19 protein-coding genes are annotated in these 22,114 nt (G+C 42.4%); 5 read left to right on the top strand and 14 right to left on the bottom strand.

Annotated features, from left to right (window positions below; genetic code table 11):
• Window positions 1-10: 10 nt before the first annotated feature.
• Genes mreC through rodA form a run of 4 tightly spaced genes read left to right on the top strand, consistent with a single transcriptional unit; the run spans window position 11 to window position 4,423 of the window.
• Window positions 11-853, top strand: a complete 843-nt coding sequence (gene mreC / locus ACT3IB_RS13275) for a rod shape-determining protein MreC (RefSeq protein WP_491539506.1) — start codon at window positions 11-13, stop codon at window positions 851-853.
• Window positions 850-1,320 (top strand): rod shape-determining protein MreD, encoded by a 471-nt coding sequence (gene mreD, locus ACT3IB_RS13270; protein ID WP_491539505.1) that lies wholly within the window; start codon window positions 850-852, stop codon window positions 1,318-1,320. The genes mreC and mreD overlap by 4 nt, the downstream gene beginning before the upstream one ends.
• A gap of 3 nt (window positions 1,321-1,323) precedes the next feature.
• Window positions 1,324-3,195 carry a penicillin-binding protein 2 gene (gene mrdA, locus ACT3IB_RS13265; protein WP_491539504.1) on the top strand — a complete coding sequence of 624 codons (1,872 nt, stop codon included), beginning with the start codon at window positions 1,324-1,326 and terminating at the stop codon, window positions 3,193-3,195.
• Window positions 3,173-4,423: a rod shape-determining protein RodA gene (gene rodA / locus ACT3IB_RS13260; protein ID WP_491539503.1), complete on the top strand. Its 1,251-nt coding sequence runs from the start codon at window positions 3,173-3,175 to the stop codon at window positions 4,421-4,423. The genes mrdA and rodA overlap by 23 nt, the downstream gene beginning before the upstream one ends.
• Before the next feature lie 3 nt (window positions 4,424-4,426).
• Here the strand turns inward: rodA and rnhB are convergent, their stop codons facing one another.
• Window positions 4,427-5,026, bottom strand: coding sequence for a ribonuclease HII (gene rnhB, locus ACT3IB_RS13255; protein WP_491539502.1), 600 nt, complete (start codon window positions 5,024-5,026; stop codon window positions 4,427-4,429).
• A gap of 112 nt (window positions 5,027-5,138) precedes the next feature.
• Between rnhB and ACT3IB_RS13250 the strand changes: the two genes are divergently transcribed.
• Entirely contained in the window at window positions 5,139-6,248 is a 1,110-nt protein-coding gene (locus tag ACT3IB_RS13250; RefSeq protein ID WP_491539501.1) for a vWA domain-containing protein, read from the top strand.
• 59 nt (window positions 6,249-6,307) lie between these two features.
• On the opposite strand, the gene ACT3IB_RS13245 is transcribed toward ACT3IB_RS13250, so the two are convergent.
• From ACT3IB_RS13245 to pyrG, 13 genes are all read right to left on the bottom strand, one after another.
• On the bottom strand, window positions 6,308-6,859 hold the full coding sequence (locus ACT3IB_RS13245; RefSeq protein WP_491539500.1) for an OmpH/Skp family outer membrane protein: 552 nt from the start codon (window positions 6,857-6,859) through the stop codon (window positions 6,308-6,310).
• An 18-nt stretch (window positions 6,860-6,877) separates the two neighbouring features.
• A complete protein-coding gene (locus tag ACT3IB_RS13240; RefSeq protein ID WP_491539499.1) occupies window positions 6,878-7,414 on the bottom strand; it encodes an OmpH/Skp family outer membrane protein in 537 nt (178 codons plus the stop codon).
• A gap of 76 nt (window positions 7,415-7,490) precedes the next feature.
• A complete protein-coding gene (locus ACT3IB_RS13235) occupies window positions 7,491-7,928 on the bottom strand; it encodes an OmpH/Skp family outer membrane protein (protein ID WP_491539498.1) in 438 nt (145 codons plus the stop codon).
• Window positions 7,929-8,020: 92 nt separating this feature from the next.
• Complete coding sequence (gene bamA, locus ACT3IB_RS13230) at window positions 8,021-10,501, bottom strand: outer membrane protein assembly factor BamA (RefSeq protein WP_491539497.1); 2,481 nt, start codon at window positions 10,499-10,501, stop codon at window positions 8,021-8,023.
• 50 nt (window positions 10,502-10,551) lie between these two features.
• Window positions 10,552-11,370 carry an undecaprenyl pyrophosphate synthase gene (uppS, locus tag ACT3IB_RS13225; RefSeq protein ID WP_491539624.1) on the bottom strand — a complete coding sequence of 273 codons (819 nt, stop codon included), beginning with the start codon at window positions 11,368-11,370 and terminating at the stop codon, window positions 10,552-10,554.
• Between the two features lie 80 nt (window positions 11,371-11,450).
• Window positions 11,451-11,927, bottom strand: a complete 477-nt coding sequence (ribH, locus tag ACT3IB_RS13220) for a 6,7-dimethyl-8-ribityllumazine synthase (protein ID WP_491539496.1) — start codon at window positions 11,925-11,927, stop codon at window positions 11,451-11,453.
• Window positions 11,928-11,930: 3 nt separating this feature from the next.
• Window positions 11,931-12,770, bottom strand: a complete 840-nt coding sequence (locus ACT3IB_RS13215; protein ID WP_491539495.1) for a PHP domain-containing protein — start codon at window positions 12,768-12,770, stop codon at window positions 11,931-11,933.
• 2 nt (window positions 12,771-12,772) lie between these two features.
• Window positions 12,773-14,413: a S41 family peptidase gene (locus tag ACT3IB_RS13210; RefSeq protein ID WP_491539494.1), complete on the bottom strand. Its 1,641-nt coding sequence runs from the start codon at window positions 14,411-14,413 to the stop codon at window positions 12,773-12,775.
• A gap of 20 nt (window positions 14,414-14,433) precedes the next feature.
• The gene (locus ACT3IB_RS13205) at window positions 14,434-16,434 is read right to left on the bottom strand and encodes a LysM peptidoglycan-binding domain-containing protein (protein ID WP_491539493.1); all 2,001 of its coding nucleotides are present in this window, start codon (window positions 16,432-16,434) and stop codon (window positions 14,434-14,436) included.
• Window positions 16,435-16,486: 52 nt separating this feature from the next.
• Window positions 16,487-18,157 carry an NAD+ synthase gene (locus ACT3IB_RS13200; protein WP_491539492.1) on the bottom strand — a complete coding sequence of 557 codons (1,671 nt, stop codon included), beginning with the start codon at window positions 18,155-18,157 and terminating at the stop codon, window positions 16,487-16,489.
• Between the two features lie 10 nt (window positions 18,158-18,167).
• Entirely contained in the window at window positions 18,168-19,844 is a 1,677-nt protein-coding gene (locus ACT3IB_RS13195; protein ID WP_491539491.1) for an amidohydrolase, read from the bottom strand.
• Window positions 19,845-19,935: 91 nt separating this feature from the next.
• Window positions 19,936-20,397, bottom strand: a complete 462-nt coding sequence (locus ACT3IB_RS13190; RefSeq protein ID WP_491539490.1) for an NUDIX domain-containing protein — start codon at window positions 20,395-20,397, stop codon at window positions 19,936-19,938.
• Window positions 20,398-20,408: 11 nt separating this feature from the next.
• Window positions 20,409-22,061: a CTP synthase gene (gene pyrG, locus ACT3IB_RS13185; RefSeq protein ID WP_491539489.1), complete on the bottom strand. Its 1,653-nt coding sequence runs from the start codon at window positions 22,059-22,061 to the stop codon at window positions 20,409-20,411.
• Between the last annotated feature and the right edge of the window lie 53 nt (window positions 22,062-22,114).

The raw sequence follows: 22,114 nt of genomic DNA, 5'->3' as shown, positions 1-22,114 counted from the left end.
GTGAAGGTGAATGCGATTCAAACTTCCCAGCATAGCTGATGCTAAAGATCATATACTCACAGCGCTCATTCTGATTATTGCAGTAGCGCTGATGATCGGACGATATCAAGGAGGTTTAAACAACCTGCGTAAAGCATCGATAACGGTGTTCAGCTATCTGGAAGAACCACTTTCAAATGTTCGGGTATACCGACAGGCACTAAAAACGAACACCTATTTAAGGAAACAAAACGTACTACTTTTAGATGAGCTAAGCCGCCTCAGAGCAGCAGAGCAGCGAAACGAACAACTCAGGGATCTATTGCAATTTAGTAGTGAGAGCAACTTAAGCCTGTATCCGGTACAAATCGTGGGCAAAGAACTTAATCAGGTTACCAACTCTCTTACGGTAGATGCCGGAAAAGAAGAAGGTATCACCAATGGCATGCCAATGGTTTCATCCGAAGGACTAGTGGGCAAAGTGATCTTAACAGCGAACGGCTATTCGCAAATAATGCCCTATTATAATACCCTTTTTAAGGTTAGTGCAAAACTTCAGCAATCTAATGCCTATGGCATAGTATCGTGGGATGGGGAAAGCAAAACAGAGCTACAGCTTAATTATGTACCCCAAACTACCAATGTTGATACTGGTGAAGTTGTGGTTACTTCAGGATACAGCAATCAGTTTCCACCTGATATTCCCATCGGGAAAGTACTGCGAACTGAACCACAGGAAGGCAAAGAAACCCAACGTGTATATATAGAACCATATGTAAATCTATTTGAGATTGCCGAAGGCTTTATTGTAAAATTTGAGCCAGATACCACCATCAAGAACCTAAATGAAGATTATGAAAATCTTTTACAATGAATCCTGAACGCTTTAAAAATTTTGGTATTGGGATTGCCTTCCTCTTGATTCAAGTTATGCTTTTTCGGCATCTTAAAATCATGCAGGTCCAACCTGATCTTTTGCTCATTTTTCTTGTGTGGTATATGGCAGGTAAAGATCGAACATCTGCGTTACTTATAGCTGCAGGGTTAGGGTTTTTACAAGATGCTATGCTTGATTTATGGGGACTAAATATGTTTTCCAAAACGTTGTTAGTATTCATGAGCTATAACTTCATTCCAAGAGGATCAAAAAAACAGTTACTTATTGGACAGGTATTTTTAACTATTGCTATTGCTTCTTTAATCCATAATCTCATATTTCTCGGACTCAATGTTGCTATTCAAAGTTATACCGGAGAATTTTATTTCTGGCGTCATCTTATAGGCAGTAGTCTGTATACTGCTTTTGTAGCAAGTTTTATTCAATTATTTAGAACAAAATAAACCATGCAATCCCGAAAAAAAATACGTACCAAAACCTCTCTACGGGTGCTACAGGTATGTATTATTATTTTGGGACTTATTATTTTAGGACGATTGTTCCAACTACAGATACTTGATTACGACACTTATAATCCCCTTAGTCGGGAAAACTCGCTACGCCAGGAAGTTATCAATCCTGCCCGGGGCTTGATCTACGATCGCAATGGTAACCTAATTGTTGATAACCAACCAATCTATACCATTACCGTTACACCGGCCAGTTACGATTCCAAAAATACTCCTATTCTTGCTGACCTTATGGATGTACCGGTAGAAGAGGTCGAAAATAGAGTGCAAGAAGCCCGAGACTATTCCTATTATCGATCCTCACGCATCTTTACTGAAGTTGATTTTGAAACCTTCTCCATCATTCAAGAAAGTATTTGGCAACTTCCGGGAGTAGGACACCAAATTGAAAGTAAACGCGATTACCCTGTGGACAGCCTTCAGGCTTCTCATATTTTGGGGTATTTGCGGGAGGTATCCAAAGAGGAATATCTGAGGACACAAAGTTATCATCTCGGGGACAAAACGGGTAAAAGCGGTCTCGAAATGGCCTATGAAGAACAGCTGCGCGGCACCCTCGGTACCAAGTATATTCAGGTTAATGCCATGGGGCAAAACATGGGATCATATCAGGATGGGGCTATTGATGAAAGTCCTGAAAAAGGATCTGATTTATATACTACCATTGATACAGAACTGCAGCTCCTTGCTGAAGATCTCATGGAAGGTAAACAAGGAGCTGTTGTGGCATTAAATCCGGATAACGGAGCTGTTCTCAGTATGGTAAGTGCTCCGGAGTATAACATTAGAAAACTATCAGGGCGCCTCGACAAAACGTATTGGGATAGCATCAATGCCGACACTACCAATCCGCTTTACAATCGGGCGGTATCAGGGAAACAACCCCCCGGCTCTACCTTTAAACCGCTTATGGCGCTGATGGGCTTGGAACTCGGTATTATCACGCCGGAAACAGAAATTGACAATCCGGGCTACTACTACCGCGGGCGTCGATATAACGACTTGGCCGACCCCGGCAAATATGATGTTGAAAAAGCGCTCCAAGAATCCAGCAATACCTTTTTCTTCTGGCTGATGGATAAAATTGCTATTGAAAAAGGTATTGATAAATGGCAAGAATTGGCTACATCCTTTGGATTGGGACAGTACAATAACATCGATATTCCCAATGAAGTAACAGGTACCATACCGGACAGTACATTTTTTAACCGTGTATTGGGCGAAGGTAAGTGGGGAATTGGCGATCAGCTTAGCTTAGGTGTTGGGCAGGGGTTTGTGGCCGTATCCCCACTGCAAATGGCTCTGGTAGCTGCCCAAATTGGCAACGGCGGATATAAGGTTCAACCTCATTTCGTTAGCGCAATTCGAGAAAGTAACGGGACGATGATGTTAACTAATCCCAAAAAAGAAAAAATTGGCTGGGTCGATCCCGACGAAATAGCAGTTGTAAAAAATGGTATGCGCAGAGTTGTTACCGATGGGAGTGGCCGCTACTATGCCGATCTGGATAGCGTTAAAGTTGCCGGAAAAACAGGAACAGCCCAAAACCCGCATGGACAAGATCATGGATGGTTTATTAGTTTTGCGCCGGTAGATGATCCCAAAATTGCTGTTGCCGTTCTTGTTGAAAATGGAGGTTATGGATCTATTTCTGCTGCCCCAATTGCCTCTCTGTTAATCGAGCAATACCTGACTGGAGAAATTGATCGATCGTATGTGTACAATTATGTAAAGACTTTTGAGCCCCGAAAACAGACAACCGATGAAGAAGAGGAAGAAAATATAGATGATCAATCTCAAGGAACTTAGCTGGTCGCTTGTCATAATTTGGACGAGCCTTATTGCTGTGGGATTGGTAGCTATTTACAGCGCTACGCAAGGTCCTGTCGCTGAGTTTTTACCCAGTTATATACAGTTCAATTTTTATAAACAATTGATCTCCTTCGGCATTGCAGTGCTGCTTTTAATAGCACTTCAATTCATTAATCCGCGTACCTTTCAAGAGGGCTCTTATATATTTTACGGGCTTGGTATCATACTAATGATTCTCACTCTTTTAATCGGAAAAGAAGTAAACGGTGCCAAAAGCTGGCTTGTACTGGGACCGTTTAACTTGCAAGTGAGCGAACTAATGAAAATCGCAACCATACTTGCCGTTGCTAATTACTTAACCAGCCGCCGAAATATATCAGCAGAGAATTTAAAGTCAGCAATAATTGCTGTTTCTCTTATCGTCATTCCGGCCTTCCTTGTCATTCTACAAAATGATATGGGTACGGCCATGATCTATTTTGCATTGATACCGGTAGTATTGTTTTGGTCAGGCCTGCCTTACGGTATCTCATTATTTATAATTTCTCCTGCCATTGTAGGCTATCTTACTATTATATCATGGTACTGGGGCCTTGTTGCCGCAATAGTTACTACCCTGGCAATTTTTATGATCCAGCGACGAACTTGGTTAACATTCACTTCGTTTGTTACCGGAGTTTTACTTGTCATTGGCATTCAGATTGCCCTGAATCAAGTTTTACAGCCGCATCAGCGGGCTAGAATAGAAGCCTTTACCAATCCTTCTTTTGATCCTCAGGGAGCGGGTTGGAATGTCATCCAAGCAAAAACAGCGATAGGGTCGGGAGGAATTTACGGTAAAGGATACCTTGAGGGAACCCAAACACAACTACGATTTTTACCAGAACAGTGGACCGACTTTATTTTCTGTGTAATCGGGGAAGAGTTTGGTTTTATTGGTGCCGGATTTACGGTTCTATTACTACTCGCGCTCACATTACGATTACTGCAAATGGCCGCTGTCCACAGGCACCCCTTTGCCCAGCTGGTGATAGTGGGTGTATTAACTATTTTCTTTACTCATTTCTTCATCAACGTTGGATCGGCCACCGGCTTATTGCCCGTTATTGGGATCCCCTTACCTTTTGTTAGCTATGGAGGTTCTGCCCTAATCACTAATACCCTGATGCTGGGAATCTGCTTAAATCTTGATTTCTATAAGCGGCAGTTCAGCATCTACCGATAACTGTTATTCTTCTAACTGCTTATCGGTGCGCAAGTTAAAACTCTGTCGATGGAATTTAGTGGCTCCGTGCTTCTTTAATCCCTCATAATGCTTGGCTGTTGGATATCCAACATTCGTATCCCAGCCATAATGTGGATACTCTTCGTGAAGCTTGATCATCCACTCATCTCTATACACTTTTGCAATTATTGAGGCTGCAGCAATACTCATCGATCGATCATCCCCCCCTACAATACATTTGTGCGGACATAAACCAGCACTAAAGCGATTCCCATCCACAAGCAGATAATCCGGATTAGCCCCGTCCGCTTCAGCACATTTTGTCATTGCTTTAATTGAGGCATGCAAAATATTTAGCTCGTCAATTTCAGTTGGCGTACACCATTGAATAGTCCAATACAGTGCCTCTTTTTTTATCTGTTTTGTTAGTTGCCTACGCTCATCAAGGGTTAGTTTTTTACTATCACGAATCGCTTCTACAAAAGTCCCCGGCTCAAAAATAACGCCCGCTGCCACAACGGGTCCCGACAGACACCCCCGTCCTACTTCATCCAAGCCCATCACTCGATCATACTCTTCTCCCCAGAGCTGGCGTTCGAACATAGTCCGGTCTGTAGATTCAACATTATTTAAATTGCTCGAATTAATCATTACAATGAATTAAAAGGATTTCGAAAGCGTTAGTTTTACTCAGGCTAAAGTTAATTTTTTTACTATGCATTTCAAGTACCAAAAATGGGATGAACGCTTCGCCAAATCCAAGGGCCAATCCCCTTTTGACGCACTATGGGACACTTTCCAAGAGCTACTAACCATTGCCAGTGGTGATGTGCAACAAGCCCTGCGCTGGCTCACAGAACTGGACAATGATTATGACCTCACCGATCAGTTTGACGATTATAACATTGGTGATTTTATTGATGAACTGAAAGAACGCGGCTATATCGAACAAGATGATAACCAACAAATATATGTTATCACACGCAAAACGGAGCGGAGCCTGCGCCAACGATCACTCGAAGAAATATTCAACAATCTAAAGAAAGGAACTGTCGGCAATCACCAAACCGATCATACCGGCAAAGGCTTAGAACGCCAACCCGAAACCCGCAAGTGGCACCAGGGTGATGACATTGCCAATATTGACAGCGTGGGTACCATGATGAATATGCTGCGGCACAGTAATATTGATCAGATGCAACTGCATGAAGACGACATACGTGTTCATGACACTGATCACTACACATCGGTTGCTACGGTATTGCTCATAGATTTAAGCCACTCTATGGTGCTTTATGGCGAAGATCGCATTACTCCGGCTAAAAAGGTTGCTATGGCACTTTCAGAACTCATCCTGAATAATTACGCCAAAGATTCGCTGGATATCGTTGCCTTTGGTAATGAAGCATGGAAAGTAGACATCGAGGATCTTCCCTATTTAAAAGTAGGCCCATACCACACAAATACTCAGCAGGCACTCGAATTAGCCCGCCATACCCTGCATCGACGCAAGTTTGCCAATAAGCAGATTTTTATGATTACTGACGGCAAACCATCCTGCATTATTGAGAATGGAAAGATGTATAAGAATAGTTTTGGGCTCGACCGAAAAATCGTAAACAGAGTGTTGGATGAAGCTGTTAAATGCAGACGTGATGATATTGATATCACAACCTTTATGATAGCCCGAGATCCTTACCTGCAAGATTTTGTACGAGAGCTTACCGAAGCTAATAAAGGACGGGCTTACTTTGCATCTCTTGACAACTTGGGCGGCTACATTTTTGAAGATTATATCCGGAATCGTAAGCGAAGGGTTAAATAAAAAAAGGCAGCCCATTACGAGCTGCCTCAATCAAAAATGATCTGAAACTGCTTGCTGTCTTAAATGCCCAGCTCCTGCATTACCTGGTCAGTAATGTTGTATTTCTCTTGGGCTTCATTAGAAGCATAAAGAATAATTTGATCACCCTGACTGGTAGTAGTATTGATCACATACGTGAGTCCCATATCTTCTGCGACAGTACCAACAGCGTTATCTATCTGATCCAGAAGTGGCCCTACCAATTCTTGTTGTTTCTGCTGTATCTCCTGCTGAATTTGGGATTGATACTGCTGCAACTCAGCATTTAATTTACCGAGACGTTCTTCTTCACGTTTACGAGCCGACTCATTAATAACATCAGCTTTTTGTTGATACTCTGTAAGCTGCTGTTGGAAGTCTTGCTGCTTAGTAGAGAACTCTTCTCGTTTGCGCTCAATAAAGTTTTGCAAACGCTGCTGAACCGCCTTCATTTCAGGCATTTTATTCAAAATTGCCTGGGGGTCAACATAGCCAATTTCCATTTTTTGCCCCTGTGCTTGTGCAGTAGAAAGGCCTGTAAAGCCAACAGCCAAAAAACAAAGTAGTGATATAGATAGTATTCGTTTTAACATAGTATGATATATTTTCAATTAATTCTGGTCTGATGTTTCATTGATGTATTGTAAAACTTGCTGGGTAATATCCATTTTCTCACTAGCAGCATAGTAAACAACATTTTCACCACTGCTGGTAGCCTCGTTGATCACAAAGTCGAGATCATTACTTTCTGCAACTGTACTAATAGCTTCATTCATCTTAGTATACAGAGGTTCTAACAGTGTGGCCCTGCGTTGTTGAATCTGCTGCTGAAGTCCCTGCTGAAATTGCGTCATTTCAGCCTCCATTTGGGCAAGCTGTTTTTCTCTTTTTTGGATTTCAGCATCAGACATATTCGCCTGGTTCTGCTGGAATTCAGCAACGGAATCCTGAAATTCTGTTGTTCGCTCTTGTAGTTCTTGTCGTTTTTCCTTTATAAAATCATTCAACTCCTGCTCTACTTGTGATCGTTCTGGCATTTGGCTCATTACTTCCTGAGTATTCAGATACCCAATATTAAGCTGTCCAAATGCCGATGTACTTACAACAAAAAAGAATAGGAGAAATAAACTTGCTAACTTTCTAAACATCAGATCAATTTATCTTTGGGATTCAATTATTCGGCGTGTGAGTATAAAAACTATTTTTATCAATTGCTTGCTTCATTTAACGTATACCAAGCTCTTGTAGTACCTGTTCATTCAAATTCCATTCCTGTTCACCATAAAGCATGTTGGAATTTTGGGCACGATCAAAAACAAAATCAAAATTCTGATCATTGGCTATTTTATTGATAGCGTTAAAGACTTTACGCTGAATAGGCTCAAGCAGCTCTTTTTGTTTCTCAAAATATTCCCCTTTGGCGCCAAATTTTTCATCTAAATACTGCTGGCGCTGTTGTACTTTGTTTTGGATTTCCTGCTGTTTCTGCTTTTTGAGCTCTTCAGTATATAAGATCTTTTTTGCTTCAAAGTCTTCCTTAAGTTTTTCAATCTCCTGCTCCATTTGATCCAGCTTTTTATTCCACTCAGAACTAAGCGTACTCAACTGTTGCTGGATTCCCTGATATTCCGACATTTGAGTTAAAATTTGATCAGTATTCACATAGCCAATCTTTTGATCCTGGGCAGTGGTAAAACTGGCACAGAACAACAAAAAACAACAAGTAATAACGCTATGTAAAAACAGATTTCTCACTATTCAAAAGGAGCTCCAATATTAAACAGGAATTGCCATTCTCCTGCCGGAATAGGATTGTTCGGGATGGCTACTCCGTCTAAACGATATCCATAGCTAAGATCAACCAACCCAAGAATTGGTAGGTAAATGCGGGTACCAAAACCTACCGATCGTTTTACATCAAATGGAGCAAACTCCCGCGTATTGGCAAAAGCGTTTCCTGAATCAAAAAACATGTATGGGTGTACCTGTGCCTGCTGTTCAGTTATCGCAGGATAACGAAGCTCAAACGCATACTTAGTGTACAAGCGCCCGCCTACTGGCTCTCCATTTTTAATTGGTGAAATAGAACCATTACGTCCGCCGGGGAAGCCGCGTAAATCAATATTATCATCCAAAAAGCTCTGTCGCTGCTGCATCTGAGTACCACCCAGCTTGAAGCGTTGGAAATCACTACGCTGACTATCACTCAAATAACCCAAGTAACCGTACTCGACTGTATTGGTCATTACCAATTTACCGACAACCGTAGTGTGATTTTGGTACTTTGTTTTCAACTTGTAAAACTGTGAGAAGCCGGGGAAGGGCGGTGCAAGTTCACCGGAAATACTGAATTTAGATCCTGTTGACGGCGAAATAGGATTATCCACAGAATTACGCTCCAGTACCTGCTTCAGACTCAGAATACTTGAAGTTCCTTCTGCCAAGAATGAGGCTCCGCCCGCTACATCATATAATTGATAAGAAATTACCGAACGATGGGTAAAATAGTCATCAGGCCAGTTCAACCGCCTTCCGAGAGAAACACTGCTCGAAAGTAATTCATTGCGGGAAGATGAGCCTCGATAGCTGATTAAATCGTAACTCATATTCACACCCAGCGACAACGGCCTGCCTCCTAACCACGGCTCTTGAAATCCGAGACTATAACTTTGATAGCCGCTGCCGGTAACCTGTACGCCCAAAGATAATTTTTGGCCGTCTCCTGAAGGAATAGGGTTCCATCCCTCACCTTTTACAGCACGCTGTATAGAGAAGTTATTGAAATTCAATCGAGCTGATAAAATGAGTCCTATGCCTTGTCCACCAAATCCACCAGAAAACTCGAAGTTATCCGTACTCTGGGATTCATCAAGCTGATAATTAATATCTACCGTGTGGTTCTCGCGATCAGGAGATAAGTTTGGAGTAATTGCTTGAGGTCGGAAGTATCCCAACTGTCCCAACTCACGTATGGTACGAACGATTGCTTGCTGACTGTATTTTTGGCCCGGCACGGTACGTAGAGTTCTTCGCACTACATCATCGTGCGTTTTGTTGTTCCCGGTAAAGGATACCTCTTCGATATAAGCAATTTCATCTTCATAGATATTCATATTTAGATCCACCGAGTCTTCACCAACCACCTCAATTTCAGGCTCAACTCTGAAGAACAAATATCCAATATCACGATAGAGACTCGTTATGTCGGTACCTTGTTGGGAGAATTCTATCTTATCCTGGAATTTTTTCTGGTCAAAGATATCTCCCTTTTCAAAGCCCAACACTTGGGTAAGCCTTTCATCAGTGTAAACGGTATTACCTTCCCACATAATATCACGGACCTTGTATTGTGGTCCCTCATCAACCGTTAATTTCACCTTTATTCCTTCGGCAGGGGTTTCCAGAAACAATAACCTGTGCTGCGTATATGGAAAGGTATAAACAGTATCACTGGTTATGCGAAAATCAAGAAATCCATGCTCTCCATAGAAATCTCTTAAATTTTGCTTGGAGGTTTCAAAATCTTCTTCTTTAAAAAGTTTTTTAGAAAAGAATTTCCACCAACGATCTTCATTAATTTCACCCAATTCTTTTCGGAGTGTACGATCACTGAATTCCTCATTACCTTCAAATGTAATTTCTTTTACCTCAAGGCGTTCACCGGGATCAATATTGAAGTGAACCGTCACACGATTACGTACAGTATCCGGCTTGGATTTCTCAACTTCGATATTAGTGTACCAATATCCCTTATCGTCATAATACCGTTTTATGGTATTTCTTGCCTGCGCTAATGATGATTCGGTAACGGCATAACCTCGTAGTAGGGTAATCTCTTCTTCGAGATCTTTACGATGAGATCGCTTTGCCCCATGAATCTCGAATCCCTCTAACCGCGGCTGTTCTTGAACTACGATTTTCAAGTAAATACCACCCGGTTCGCGATCAGTCTCAATTATTTCTACATCAGAAAATAATCCTGTCCTGTGAAGACTTTTAATAGCCCGTGATAAATCTTCGCCGGGAATGGTGATTTGGGTGCCTACTTGCAGGCCACTAGTCCCAATTACAAAATCTTCTCGCGAAGTTGTCAAGCCTTCTACTTCTACTCCCAGCACTTCGTATTGCTGGGGTCGATTATTCATCGGGTTTTCGATATTTATAGAGGTATCCTGAGAAAAAACAGGATTATAGATGAAGCAAAGGACGAAAAGAGTAACTAATAATTTCTTCACGTGGGTTTGTTGTTGAAACAAAATTGAGCTTACGATATTTGTATGAAAGGTTAGGGTGTCAGCTCTTGAACGTATAGACCTACAGATTTCTTCTGTGTGTTCTCTGAAATTTTGCCGAATCTACGTTCTCGTTGTTGAAATGATTGAATAGCTTTATATAACTCCTCCCGGCGAAAGTCCGGCCAGCATGTTTCTGTTATATAAAGTTCGGAATAAGCCAACTGCCATAGCAAAAAATTACTGATTCGATATTCGCCGCTTGTCCTAATTATCAACTCCGGATCGGGTATATCGGCAGTAGATAAATGTGCGCTTATCATCTCATCGTCTATTTCATCGGGATCAACCTTGCCTTCTTTCACCGATTGAGCAAGCTTTTTAACCGCTTCGGTGATATCCCAGCGGCCCGAGTAACTGAGTGCAAGGCATAGTTGCAGCCGGTCATTATCTTTGGTCAGATCAATAGCTTCCCCTAATTCTCGCTGACAATTTTTAGGAAACCGGTCGATCTGTCCAATTGTTTCAAGCTTAATATTATTTTCATCCAGATTTTCCGCCTCATTACGCAGTGAGCGAGCCAGTAAACGCATCAAAGCACTGACTTCCATTTTGGGTCGTCCCCAATTTTCTGTCGAAAACGCATATAATGTCAAATACTTAACGCCAATTTGTGCACAAGCCTCAGTCACATCCCGAACAGAATCTACACCAACTTTATGCCCGTATGAACGAATATTGCCGCGACTTTTAGCCCAACGGCCATTCCCATCCATAATAATTGCGATATGCTCGGGGACTGCCCCCTGCTCTATCAGCGCGGACTGTGCCTTCTTGTCACTGCTATTCTGTTCTTTATTTGTGAGCGAAATTGGTTCCAATGCGTAGTATCAGTGTTTTATTAAGCTATCAATATTAGAGTTTTATACCCGTTATTTCAAGCTAATAAGAATTATAATTTTTCAAATTTTTCATTCAATGAAATCATTTCAACAAGGGCAAGCGCAGCTTCTGCTCCCTTATTTCCTTTATCCCCTTTGAGCCCAGCACGTTCCTGCGCCTGAGCTACATTATCCGTTGTTAAAACGCCAAATACCACAGGCTTATTACCTTCTAAATTAAGATCCGTCACACCACGATTCACAGCATCACAAACGTAGTCAAAGTGGGGCGTATCGCCGCGTATAACAGCTCCCAACGTTATTACACCGTCAGTCTGGTCTAATAATTTCCGAGCTGTAAATGGTAACTCGTACGCTCCGGGACAGCGAGCCACCAATAATTGTTCGTCACCAAACCCTTTACTCTTTAGCACATTTAGCGCCCCTTCCAATAATTCATCCGTTATGAATGAGTTCCATTTAGCAACGGCAATACCTATACTAAAATCATTAGCATCAGTTTCACCCTGTAAAATATTCTTTTCCATAACCTAGACTTTGAGTGCTTTTCGCTGATCAGTCAACCGAATCAAGCGATTCACATACTTGATATTAATAGTGACTACTCCAAAAAATTTCTGATATTCTTTATCTCCACCATGAAAATCGCTGCCACCGGTCTTCAATAGATTATGTTTTTCGGCAAATGCTTCTATCTGTTTTTGCCTGTCATAATCATGACTCGGATGGATAAATTCAATTCCGTCGATCCCAGCCTCTACAAGTTCTTTTAGTTCGTCATCAGAATACAAATTTCCCGGATGGGCAAGAACAACCGCCCCGCCAGCCTCCTTCACGTTTTCAATAATCTGATGGTGTGAATAATACTCATTATAAATGCTACCGAGCGACTGATCACTCAGATAACGAATAAATGCCTCCTTGAAAGAGGCAACATACCCCTTATCGATGAGCACCGAGGCAATGTGCGGACGGCCAATATTGCTGCCATTTGCCTCAGCCTTTACCTCCTCAATATCTACATCAAGCCCTTTTTTTGTTAGCTCATTCACAATCCATTTTCCCCGTTCCAGCCGGGAACGATAGTGCTGTGCTAATATCTGAGTAATTACTTTATGATCAGGATCAAAACAATAAGCCAACAGGTGACACTCACGACCATTAAAATCTGATGTGATTTCTACCCCGGGTAGCAATGTTATATCTGTTTTTTCAACTTCTTTGACGGCTTTTTTATAGCCGCGAATGGTATCATGGTCAGTGATAGATATGACATCCAGGTTATGCTTTTTGGCATTTTTTATAATTTGCTGTGGCGTTGAATGTCCATCTGATGCTGTTGTATGAATATGTAAATCTGCTTTAGCCACTCCTAGTTAGCCCCTGCTAAAATACTGTTATACTGTTCATTATTCTGCAATATCGAAATCGCTTCATTAACTGACCTATCATGCGGAAGCCATGCAGCCGTTTGCCCCTGCTGGCCTTTGTATCGTGCTATTAACTCCAGATATAATCTCTTCTCAAGATCAGAACGCTTTTGGGCATACTGTTGCTTCTTTTTCTTATCAATAATTTTTTCCAATTCCTGAATATGTTCCTTTCCATCACCCTCCACCCCATTGAGAAGCGAATCAATTCTCGCTAAATGTTTCTCGGAGGTCGTTTGGTATTGAAAATTCTTCTCGGACACGTATGCCGTAAATTCATCATAGAGATCATCAGAACCAAAAGACTCGCTTAAACTGTCATGGGTAGACGCATATTGGTTAGCAAAATCAAAAAACAGATTCTCCCTCAAAAGAGAAGTTTCGAGCAGTGATGGTTCTTTATCATTGATCTTGATATCCGGGGCAATACCATTGCCATCATAAACCGTTCTGCCATTGCGCGTCTTAAATTCCTTGCGTAGTGAATCGGGTTTCAATACTGCACTGTTGTCATCATCATGAGTATAGGTTATGGATTGAATGCTGCGACCACTGGGAATATAATATCTTGAAATTGTCATTTTAAGGGCCGTGTTATACGAGAGTTGTGTTACGGTCTGCACCAACCCTTTCCCAAAACTTTGTTCTCCCATGATCACTGCCCGATCATAATCCTGCAATGCACCTGCCACAATTTCTGATGCACTGGCACTGCCTCCGTTTTGCAGTACCACCAGAGGCATATTCGGTAAAACGGGTGTTTCTTTGGTTGTGAATATGTTGTTATGCTTGCTTTGACGTCCCCGAGTTTCAACAACCATCTGGTTTTGCGGGATAAATTTATCAACAATACCCACAGCCTCTTCTAACAATCCACCGGGATTATTGCGAAGGTCCAAAATTAACCCGTTAAGCTGATTATTTGTGGTGAGGCCCTCAATCGTTTTGCGAACTTCGTCTGCTGTGCCTTGTGAGAAGCGATTTAATAGAATATAGCCAATTTTTTTAGTGCTCCCCACCAAACCGGCATACCCTACATTTCTCACTTCAATGCGCTGGCGTTCCAGCTCAAACTTTATGGGACTTTCTATACCATACCGCGTAATCGTCAACGTAACTGTGGATCCCAGTTCTCCATCTATCAGCCCTTGTACCTCCTCGGGCATCAAATCCTCAACCGATACGCCATCCACCTTTTCAATAACATCACCCGCACGAATACCTTTTCGGTGTGCCGAATATCCTTCTATAGGCGCAACAACAACAATTTGACCGCCCCGAAACCCCACCTCCAAACCCACCCCTCCATAACTGCCACGACTGATGATCTCCATATTTTGCTGTTGTGCTTCATCAACCATCACAGTATAGGGATCAAGCGACTCCAGCATCGCATCAATCCCTTTACGCATCAGTTTTTCGGGGTCCACCTCATCCACATACTCCAGGGAAACTGTGCGATACACCTCACTAAAAATGGTAAAATTCTTTTTGATGAGGAAATAAATATCCGGGTTACGTGCCACACCTATAAGCGCCAGGAAGGTCAGCGCCAGCAGTCCGGCAACTATAAATTTCCTCATTTTACTCATTGAAGAATATCTTATTTAATCTTCAACTGCTGACCAACAAAAATTCTTGATCCATTGAGATTATTTAAGCGTTTTATCTGAGTTACAGAAACACCAAATGAATTAGCAATCTGTATCAATGTATCATTAGATTGGACCGTATAAGTAAGATCTTCACCATCATCAGCTGATGCCAAATACGCTTCGGTAATATCTTTACCGGACCGCTGTTCACGTTCCAGTTTCTGTTTCTTATTAAACGACATGCTATTGATCTGACTGTAATATGACTGCTTAGATTGGGGAACGTAAATTGTCAGATTTTCTCCCGGCCTAATGTAGTTTGTTGTTCCATTCCAAGAACGTATTTGCCAAGCCCGAACATCATACCATTCTGCTATATGTCCGATCGTATCACCTTTTTTCACCTTGTAACTTAGCTGAGCTGAATTAGCTGGTGCCTTAGACTTTGATCGTCCTTGTCTTGTAGAGGTATTACCCCTGGGTTGATGCGTAGGTTTATTAATAGCAATCTTTTCACTGCTTCCCGGTGCCAGTGGTACTACAATTTTTTGACCCGGATAAATGGTATTTGAAAGACTTTCGTTGGTCTCATAAAGTGCACGTACCGAAGTACCGTATTTCCGGGCTATATATCCCAAAGTTTCTCCGCTATTTACCGTATGCATAGCTACATTCTGGCTGCGCTCTTCCTTGGGAATGTCGTCATAATTCGCAGCAAATTGCTCTTTCGTTCCTGCAGGCAACTTTAACGGGTAGCTATTTCCCGGAGGTGTTGCCCATCGCAGCAGCTCGGGATTATATTCTTTAAGTTTTTCGGTAGTAATACCTGCAGCATCGGCCAAAGCATCAAGCGGCATCAGTGGGGCAACCTCAAAAACTTCGTAATCATACTCCTCGGCCTCATAAGTCCCTTTAAATCCGAACTGTTCAGGATTCATTTCAATCATAGTCGCTGCAATAAACCCGGGCACATACCCCTGTGTTTCACGTGGCAGATAAGGCAGTGCGGCCCAGTAATCTTCTTCACCGGCTGCTCGAATTGCCCTTTTTAAGCCACGTGGACTAATATTATAATTAGCAATAGCCAGGTGCCAATCACCCCAAATATTGTAAAGATCCTTTAAATGTCGAGCCGCTGCTCGTGTAGCCTTTTCCGGATCGCGGCGCTCATCAATCCACCAATTAACCTCCAGCCCATACATAGAGCCTGTTGCCCGAATAAACTGCCACATTCCAACGGCGGAAGCCCAGCTTCGTGCCTCGGGATTTAACCCACTTTCTACCATTGCAAGGTGAATTAATTCTGTTGGCACCCCCTCATCTCTAAAAATCTTTTCCATCATTGGAAAATACTTCTTGGTACGCTGCAACCAGGTTTCCATTACTTCCGGACGTTTAAGCGTATAGTACATCAGGTGACGATTAACCTGGCGGTTTTGAACAAGCGGCACTTCGGTTTTGGGAGTTGTAATATTCTCCGGAAGTACATACTCCTCATTTTCATTCATCCAGTCGTCTTCTTTGGAATACAACTCTTTCTGAATAGCAAAAATATCACCCTTAACCTCTTTCGAAGAATCTTCAACTCCATAAAATGCTCGGTATTCGGTCATTACCGATCGATACAATGCACTGAAGCGTTTATTGGATTGTACTTCTGGATAAGTATCCAAGAGGTTTTGCATGGCATTAAGCGCATCGGTGATGTGAGTCTCAGCACTTAAGGGATCATCCTGTATTTGTGCCTCAATTGCATTAACATGCATGCGATATATATCAGCGATGCGGCGCATCAAATCTTTTTGGAAATTATCGAGCTTTTCTTTCGGTCGGACTTCTTCTGCTGCAAAATCATCATCACTCGATATCATAGGATTATTATAGGGAAGCAGCTTGGCAGGCAAAGGACTTTCCTCCAGCTGTATGTCTTCATCCTGTTGCTGTGCCAATGAAGGAGCAACACCTATGATTAAAACAAAAACAAGTAAAAGCGGTAGCCTATTCTGCATAGAATTTTACGATGTAGAGTTAATTTTTTGTTGATGCGCTTCTGTAATAACGTCAATTTCGATTATTTGTCCAACGCTGTACCAACGGCCAACGCCGTCCCGTTCCGAAAGCCTTATCACTAACTTTTATTGCAGGAACCGCCTGAAAGCGCTTATACTCATTACGATCAACCAGTGCAATAATTTCCCGAACGATATCAATATCAAAACCCTGTTCGGCAATTTCTGCAACGGAGTGCTGCTTTTCAATATAAGCCTCCAGGATAGGATCTAAAATATCATATTTCGGCAAACTATCTGCATCTTTTTGATCAGGACGTAATTCGGCACTTGGCGGCTTGTTTATTATTGCAGAGGGAATAATTTCTTCACCATAATATTCTTCATTCAGCCACCGAGCCATTTCAAATACTTCCAACTTATACAGATCCGCAATAACTCCCAGCCCTCCGGCCATATCGCCATATAACGTACAATAACCGGTAGCCAACTCAGATTTATTACCGGTATTTAATAGCATATTGCCAAATTTATTTGAGTATGCCATCAATAATGTGCCCCGAATGCGCGGTTGTAAATTTTCCTCAGCCACTCCAAAGGGTGTATCTTTAAAGAGCGGCTTCAAAGTAGTGTTAAACTGATTATACAGACCTTTGACTGCTACCTCGTGCAGCTCGATTCCAAGATTTTGTGCCAGCTCTTGTGAATGGGTAACGCTACCTTCCGATGAAAATTCTGAAGGCATTGTAATACCAACTACATTTTCTGCTCCTAACGCTTCCGTTGCAATAGCAGCAACTAACGCAGAATCAATACCCCCGCTCAATCCCAAAACAACATCTTCGGCAATACCTGTTTTGTTGAGATAATCTTGCAATCCCAATTTCAAAGCACTGAACATCTGAGCAATTTTCTTTGGTATATTGACAGGAGCAGAGCCAATATTTTCTAATGTATCTACTTCCGGCTGCCAGTCGATATCTATAAAGCTCTCTTCAAAAAGCGGAGCTCGTCCCACTACCTCGGTATTGCTTTTAATAGCCATCGAGTCGCCATCTGAAACCAACTCCGTATTTCCACCTACCTGATTAGCATAGAAAATGGGTACCTCTAATCTTTTAGCATGTTGCTGCAACATTTTTTGACGACTATGTGGTTTGTTTCGAGTATAGGGCGAGGCTGAAAGATTGAAAATTGCTTCCGCTCCTCTTTCTACCAACTCTTTGGCAGGATTTACATCGTAGGTCAAATAAGAAAGCTCAAAGTTATGCCATATATCTTCACAAACAGTAATACTAATTTTCGTCCCTTGAAACTCAATACACTCAAAAGTATCATTGGGTTCAAAATACCGAAGCTCGTCGTACACATCGTAAGTAGGAAGCAATGTTTTATGAACTTCTGTGACCTTTTTTCCATTTTGCGCCAAAATCGCACTGTTAAAACATTTGCGACCGGCACCCTTATTGGGAGTTGCAGTTCCAAACAACACCCCAGTGTGAGTAGAATTTGTTACAATTCGGTCATTCGCTTGAAAAATGGCGTCCAAAAAAGCCTGGCGTTCAATTAAATCCATCGGGGGATATCCGCAAACCACTAATTCCGGCAATACCAGTAAATCCACATTATCTGCTTCTGCAGTAGCCATAGCCTGCTCAATCAGTGCAATATTACCACTGATATCACCTATCGTAGGATTTAACTGTTCTAAACGGATAATCATGAATCAACAATTAGTCGTCTGCAGAATATACTTTCTTGCCTCCCATCCAGGTCTCGAGGACTTTGGTTTGCCAGATCTCAATTTCAGGAACTTCAAAATAATCCCTATCTACAAGAATAAAGTCGGCCCACTTACCCGGCTCTAAACTGCCGAGCATATCTTCCTGATGAGCAGCATAAGCCGCATCCAGCGTAAAAGAACGTAGTGCCTGTTCGCGACTTAAACTTTCGGATGCATACCACCCGCCTTCAGGGTTCCCTTGATGGTCTTGCCGTGTAACTGCTGAGTATAAACCATAAAACGGATTTACATGTTCCACCGGAAAGTCTGAACCAGAAGCTACCGTCGTACCCTGATTAACAAATGTTTTCCAGGCATAACCGCCTTTAATGCGTTCAGGTCCCACGCGATCTTCTGCCATATTCATATCGCTGGTGGCATGGGTTGGCTGCATGGAAGCAATAACATTCAGTTCATTAAATCGGGGAATATCTTGCTGAGAAACAATCTGTGCATGCTCTACCCGATTTCTCAATCCCTGTTCTCCCAAACTGTCTTTGGCATTTTCAAACGCATTGAGCACCTGTCGATTGGCGGCATCTCCGATCGCATGAATGTTGGTCTGAAATCCATTTGACATTGTTTTTAACACCTTCTGATTCATCTCTTCCTGGGTGTGGAAAAGAAGACCCGTATTATCTGGATCATCAGAATAAGGTTCCAACATAGCTGCCCCTCGACTACCAAGCGCACCGTCACCATAAATTTTAACACTGCGCAATGCTAACAGATCATCCGCATAGGAAGTAATGGGACCATTTTTTCCAAGTTTATCAAATGTATCTTCGGCTCCGCCAATCATTGCATAAATACGCGTGGATAATTCTCCTTTATTAGCAAACTTTTTGTAGAGTTTCCAAGTCTCAGCAGAAACTCCGGCATCATGAACACTCGTCAGACCTTTGCTACGCATTTGTTGAAGGGCCTTTTCCAACGCCATCTGCCGCTCTTCGGCCGTTGGCTCAGGAATATGTGAGGCAATAAGCTGTTCCGCTTCATCGACAAACACACCGGTGGGATGCCCATTTTCATCACGGATAATTTTTCCACCTTCAGGCGATTCGGTTTCAGCGGTGATTCCTGCCAGTTCCATCGCCTTACTATTTGCCCAACCGGCATGACCATCGACTCGACTCAACCAAACCGGACGATCATTTACCACTTTATCGAGGTCTTCGGCTGTGGGAAATCCTCCATCCTCCCAATGCGTATTGTTCCAACCTCTTCCTTCAATCCACTCTAAATCAGGATTTTCAGATGCGTATTCTTCGATGTGTGCTAACGCTGAATCCAATGATTTAATGCCCATCAGATCCACATTCATAAGCATAGTTCCCAACCCCATAACGTGGGCATGAGCGTCTACAAGACCGGGAAGCATAACTTTTCCTTCCCCATTGATAACTTCCGAAGAAGCATCAGCAGTGAACGTAGTATCATCATACACATCTACGACTTTACCTTCTTTGATTTCAAGTGCTGAAAACTGTATCAAATCGCCATCATAAAAGGTATACCCCTTTACATTTTGTATTACTGTTGTTTTCGATGGTTGATCACTCTGGCAAGAATACCCTATAAAAGCCATACACAAAACAGCAATAACTGAAAGTCGCAGATTATACATAAGAATAGATGTGATTAAAATTTGGCTTCTAAATTTATGACAATCCCGTTAGGATTAAAAAACAGATTGCCTTCCTCATTGTAAGAAGCTGTTAAAATACCGGATAGTTAAACCGTCGATCCCAATGTTGCACTTTCTCAACAAGACTGGAGGGAGCAAAGTCTATTTCAGAAAGCGTATCAATAGGCATCCATTGTAAATCGTGCAAAAGTTGTCGATCCCAAGATAGTTCGGGATCTTTACCTACTTTTTCTGTCCCACCTATTTTTTTGACTTCAAAAAAACATTCTACAGCATGGTACGGTTTGCGTATAAGCTCATTAACGTGCACCAATTCTTGAACTTTAACTGATAGATTAGTCTCTTCCTTAAATTCTCGCTTGAGGCCATTCTTCATTGATTCCCCAAAAGTTAGCCCACCGCCCGGCGGCATCCATACTAACTGTTTAGAAATCGGAGAATGGATTTGTGCCAACAATATTTCATTGTTCCGGATCAGTACTCCGCAAACGCGAACTCGTAATTTATTGGCACACGTCTGATCCTGTGGCATAGCCTTTCCTATTAATTGATTACAACCTTTTCCCGTTTAATGGGCTCAGCCAAATTATTTTCCTTGGCATGCTTCAGGCTGGTCTTAACAAAATCTACGAAGAGCGGCTGTGGATTATTAACCGTTGAACAATATTCGGGATGAAACTGAACACCTACAAACCATGGATGGTCAGGCAATTCAATAATCTCAACAAGATCACGCTCAGGATTAAAACCGACCAGCTTCATTCCATCTTCTACCAGCTTATAACGCAAGTTGTTATTCACCTCATAGCGATGGCGATGACGCTCCTGTACCAATTCCTTTCCATAAGCCTCATAGGTATTGGAATCCTTTTTTATTTTGCAATCATACAATCCCAGCCGCATGGTCCCGCCTTTGTCTTCAATATTTTTTTGATCCGGCATCAAGTCAATAATAGGATACTCGGTATCTTCATCAAATTCGGTGCTGTTCGCTGTTTCCCATCCGCATACATTCCGGGCAAATTCGATAACGGCGCACTGCATTCCCAGACAAATGCCAAAGTACGGAACCTCATTTTTACGGGAATAATTAGCCGCAGCCAGCTTGCCGTCGATGCCTCGGCCTCCAAAACCGGGAGCCACCAGTACACCGGAAACCCCTTCCAGCTTGTCGTTAACATTATCTGCTGTCAAATCATCCGATTGTATCCAACGGATATTTATTTCGCAATCGTTGACCGCTCCACCGTGTATCAACGCTTCCGCAATGGATTTATAGGAATCATGATGTTCTACGTACTTACCAACGAGCGCAATCGTAATTTGGGTGGATGGATTTCGGACCGCTTCCACAAATCCTTTCCAACGCTCCAGATCTGCTTCGCCGGCATCAAGCTTGAGCTTCTCAATCACCCTTTTATCCAAGCCCTCGTCCTGCATTAAAAGCGGAACCTGGTATATACTTTCGGCATCCAGCGATGCAATTACATCATCATATTCTACATTGCAGAACTGGGCAATTTTATTGCGGATTGTATCATCAAGTGCATACTCAGAACGAGCTACAATAATATCAGGCTGCAATCCACTTTCGGAAAGCGTTTTAACCGAGTGTTGAGTAGGCTTAGTTTTAAGCTCTCGGGCTGCTGATAAATACGGTACCAGTGTTAAATGGATGGAAAGCGTATTCGCTCGTCCCACATCATACCGCAGCTGACGTACCGCCTCTATGTATGGCAAACTTTCAATATCTCCTACCGTACCACCGATTTCGGTAATCACCACATCGTAATCGCCAGACTCACCGAGCTCGACAATATGGGATTTAATCTCATCAGTGATATGTGGAATCACCTGAACGGTTTTTCCCAAATACGCACCCTGACGCTCTTTGGAAATAACATCATTGTAGATACGACCGGTAGTAACATTATTTTCTTGGGAGGTTTTGATATCCAGGAATCGCTCGTAATGCCCCAAATCGAGGTCGGTTTCCGCACCGTCTTCGGTCACATAAACCTCCCCATGTTCGTAGGGATTCATCGTGCCCGGATCCACGTTAATATACGGATCAAGTTTTTGGACCGTTACCTTCAATCCGCGTGCAACTAGCAACCGCCCCAGCGATGCACAAATAATTCCCTTTCCCAGTGAAGATGTAACTCCGCCCGTTACGAAGATATACTTGGTGGACATATTAGATCAGTTTGGTTAGGTAAAATTAAAAATAGAATGTTTCTGCTCACCAT

This window comes from Fodinibius sp. GM21 (assembly GCF_058386955.1).
The sequence above is the reverse complement of the archived record's forward strand: the minus strand, read 5'-3'. Positions and strand labels throughout refer to the sequence as shown.

What these genes read in the sequence shown, in the direction of transcription:
- ACT3IB_RS13210 (WP_491539494.1), bottom strand. Translation starts at nt 14,413, where the DNA reads ATGAGGAAATTTATAGTTGCCGGACTGCTGGCGCTGACCTTCCTGGCG.
- ribH (WP_491539496.1), bottom strand. Translation starts at nt 11,927, where the DNA reads ATGGAAAAGAATATTTTACAGGGTGAAACTGATGCTAATGATTTTAGT.
- mreC (WP_491539506.1), top strand. Translation starts at nt 11, where the DNA reads ATGCGATTCAAACTTCCCAGCATAGCTGATGCTAAAGATCATATACTC.
- mreD (WP_491539505.1), top strand. Translation starts at nt 850, where the DNA reads ATGAATCCTGAACGCTTTAAAAATTTTGGTATTGGGATTGCCTTCCTC.
- mrdA (WP_491539504.1), top strand. Translation starts at nt 1,324, where the DNA reads ATGCAATCCCGAAAAAAAATACGTACCAAAACCTCTCTACGGGTGCTA.
- ACT3IB_RS13250 (WP_491539501.1), top strand. Translation starts at nt 5,139, where the DNA reads ATGCATTTCAAGTACCAAAAATGGGATGAACGCTTCGCCAAATCCAAG.
- ACT3IB_RS13205 (WP_491539493.1), bottom strand. Translation starts at nt 16,434, where the DNA reads ATGCAGAATAGGCTACCGCTTTTACTTGTTTTTGTTTTAATCATAGGT.
- rnhB (WP_491539502.1), bottom strand. Translation starts at nt 5,026, where the DNA reads ATGTTCGAACGCCAGCTCTGGGGAGAAGAGTATGATCGAGTGATGGGC.
- ACT3IB_RS13245 (WP_491539500.1), bottom strand. Translation starts at nt 6,859, where the DNA reads ATGTTAAAACGAATACTATCTATATCACTACTTTGTTTTTTGGCTGTT.
- ACT3IB_RS13240 (WP_491539499.1), bottom strand. Translation starts at nt 7,414, where the DNA reads ATGTTTAGAAAGTTAGCAAGTTTATTTCTCCTATTCTTTTTTGTTGTA.
- rodA (WP_491539503.1), top strand. Translation starts at nt 3,173, where the DNA reads ATGATCAATCTCAAGGAACTTAGCTGGTCGCTTGTCATAATTTGGACG.
- ACT3IB_RS13190 (WP_491539490.1), bottom strand. Translation starts at nt 20,397, where the DNA reads ATGCCACAGGATCAGACGTGTGCCAATAAATTACGAGTTCGCGTTTGC.
- ACT3IB_RS13195 (WP_491539491.1), bottom strand. Translation starts at nt 19,844, where the DNA reads ATGTATAATCTGCGACTTTCAGTTATTGCTGTTTTGTGTATGGCTTTT.
- ACT3IB_RS13200 (WP_491539492.1), bottom strand. Translation starts at nt 18,157, where the DNA reads ATGATTATCCGTTTAGAACAGTTAAATCCTACGATAGGTGATATCAGT.
- pyrG (WP_491539489.1), bottom strand. Translation starts at nt 22,061, where the DNA reads ATGTCCACCAAGTATATCTTCGTAACGGGCGGAGTTACATCTTCACTG.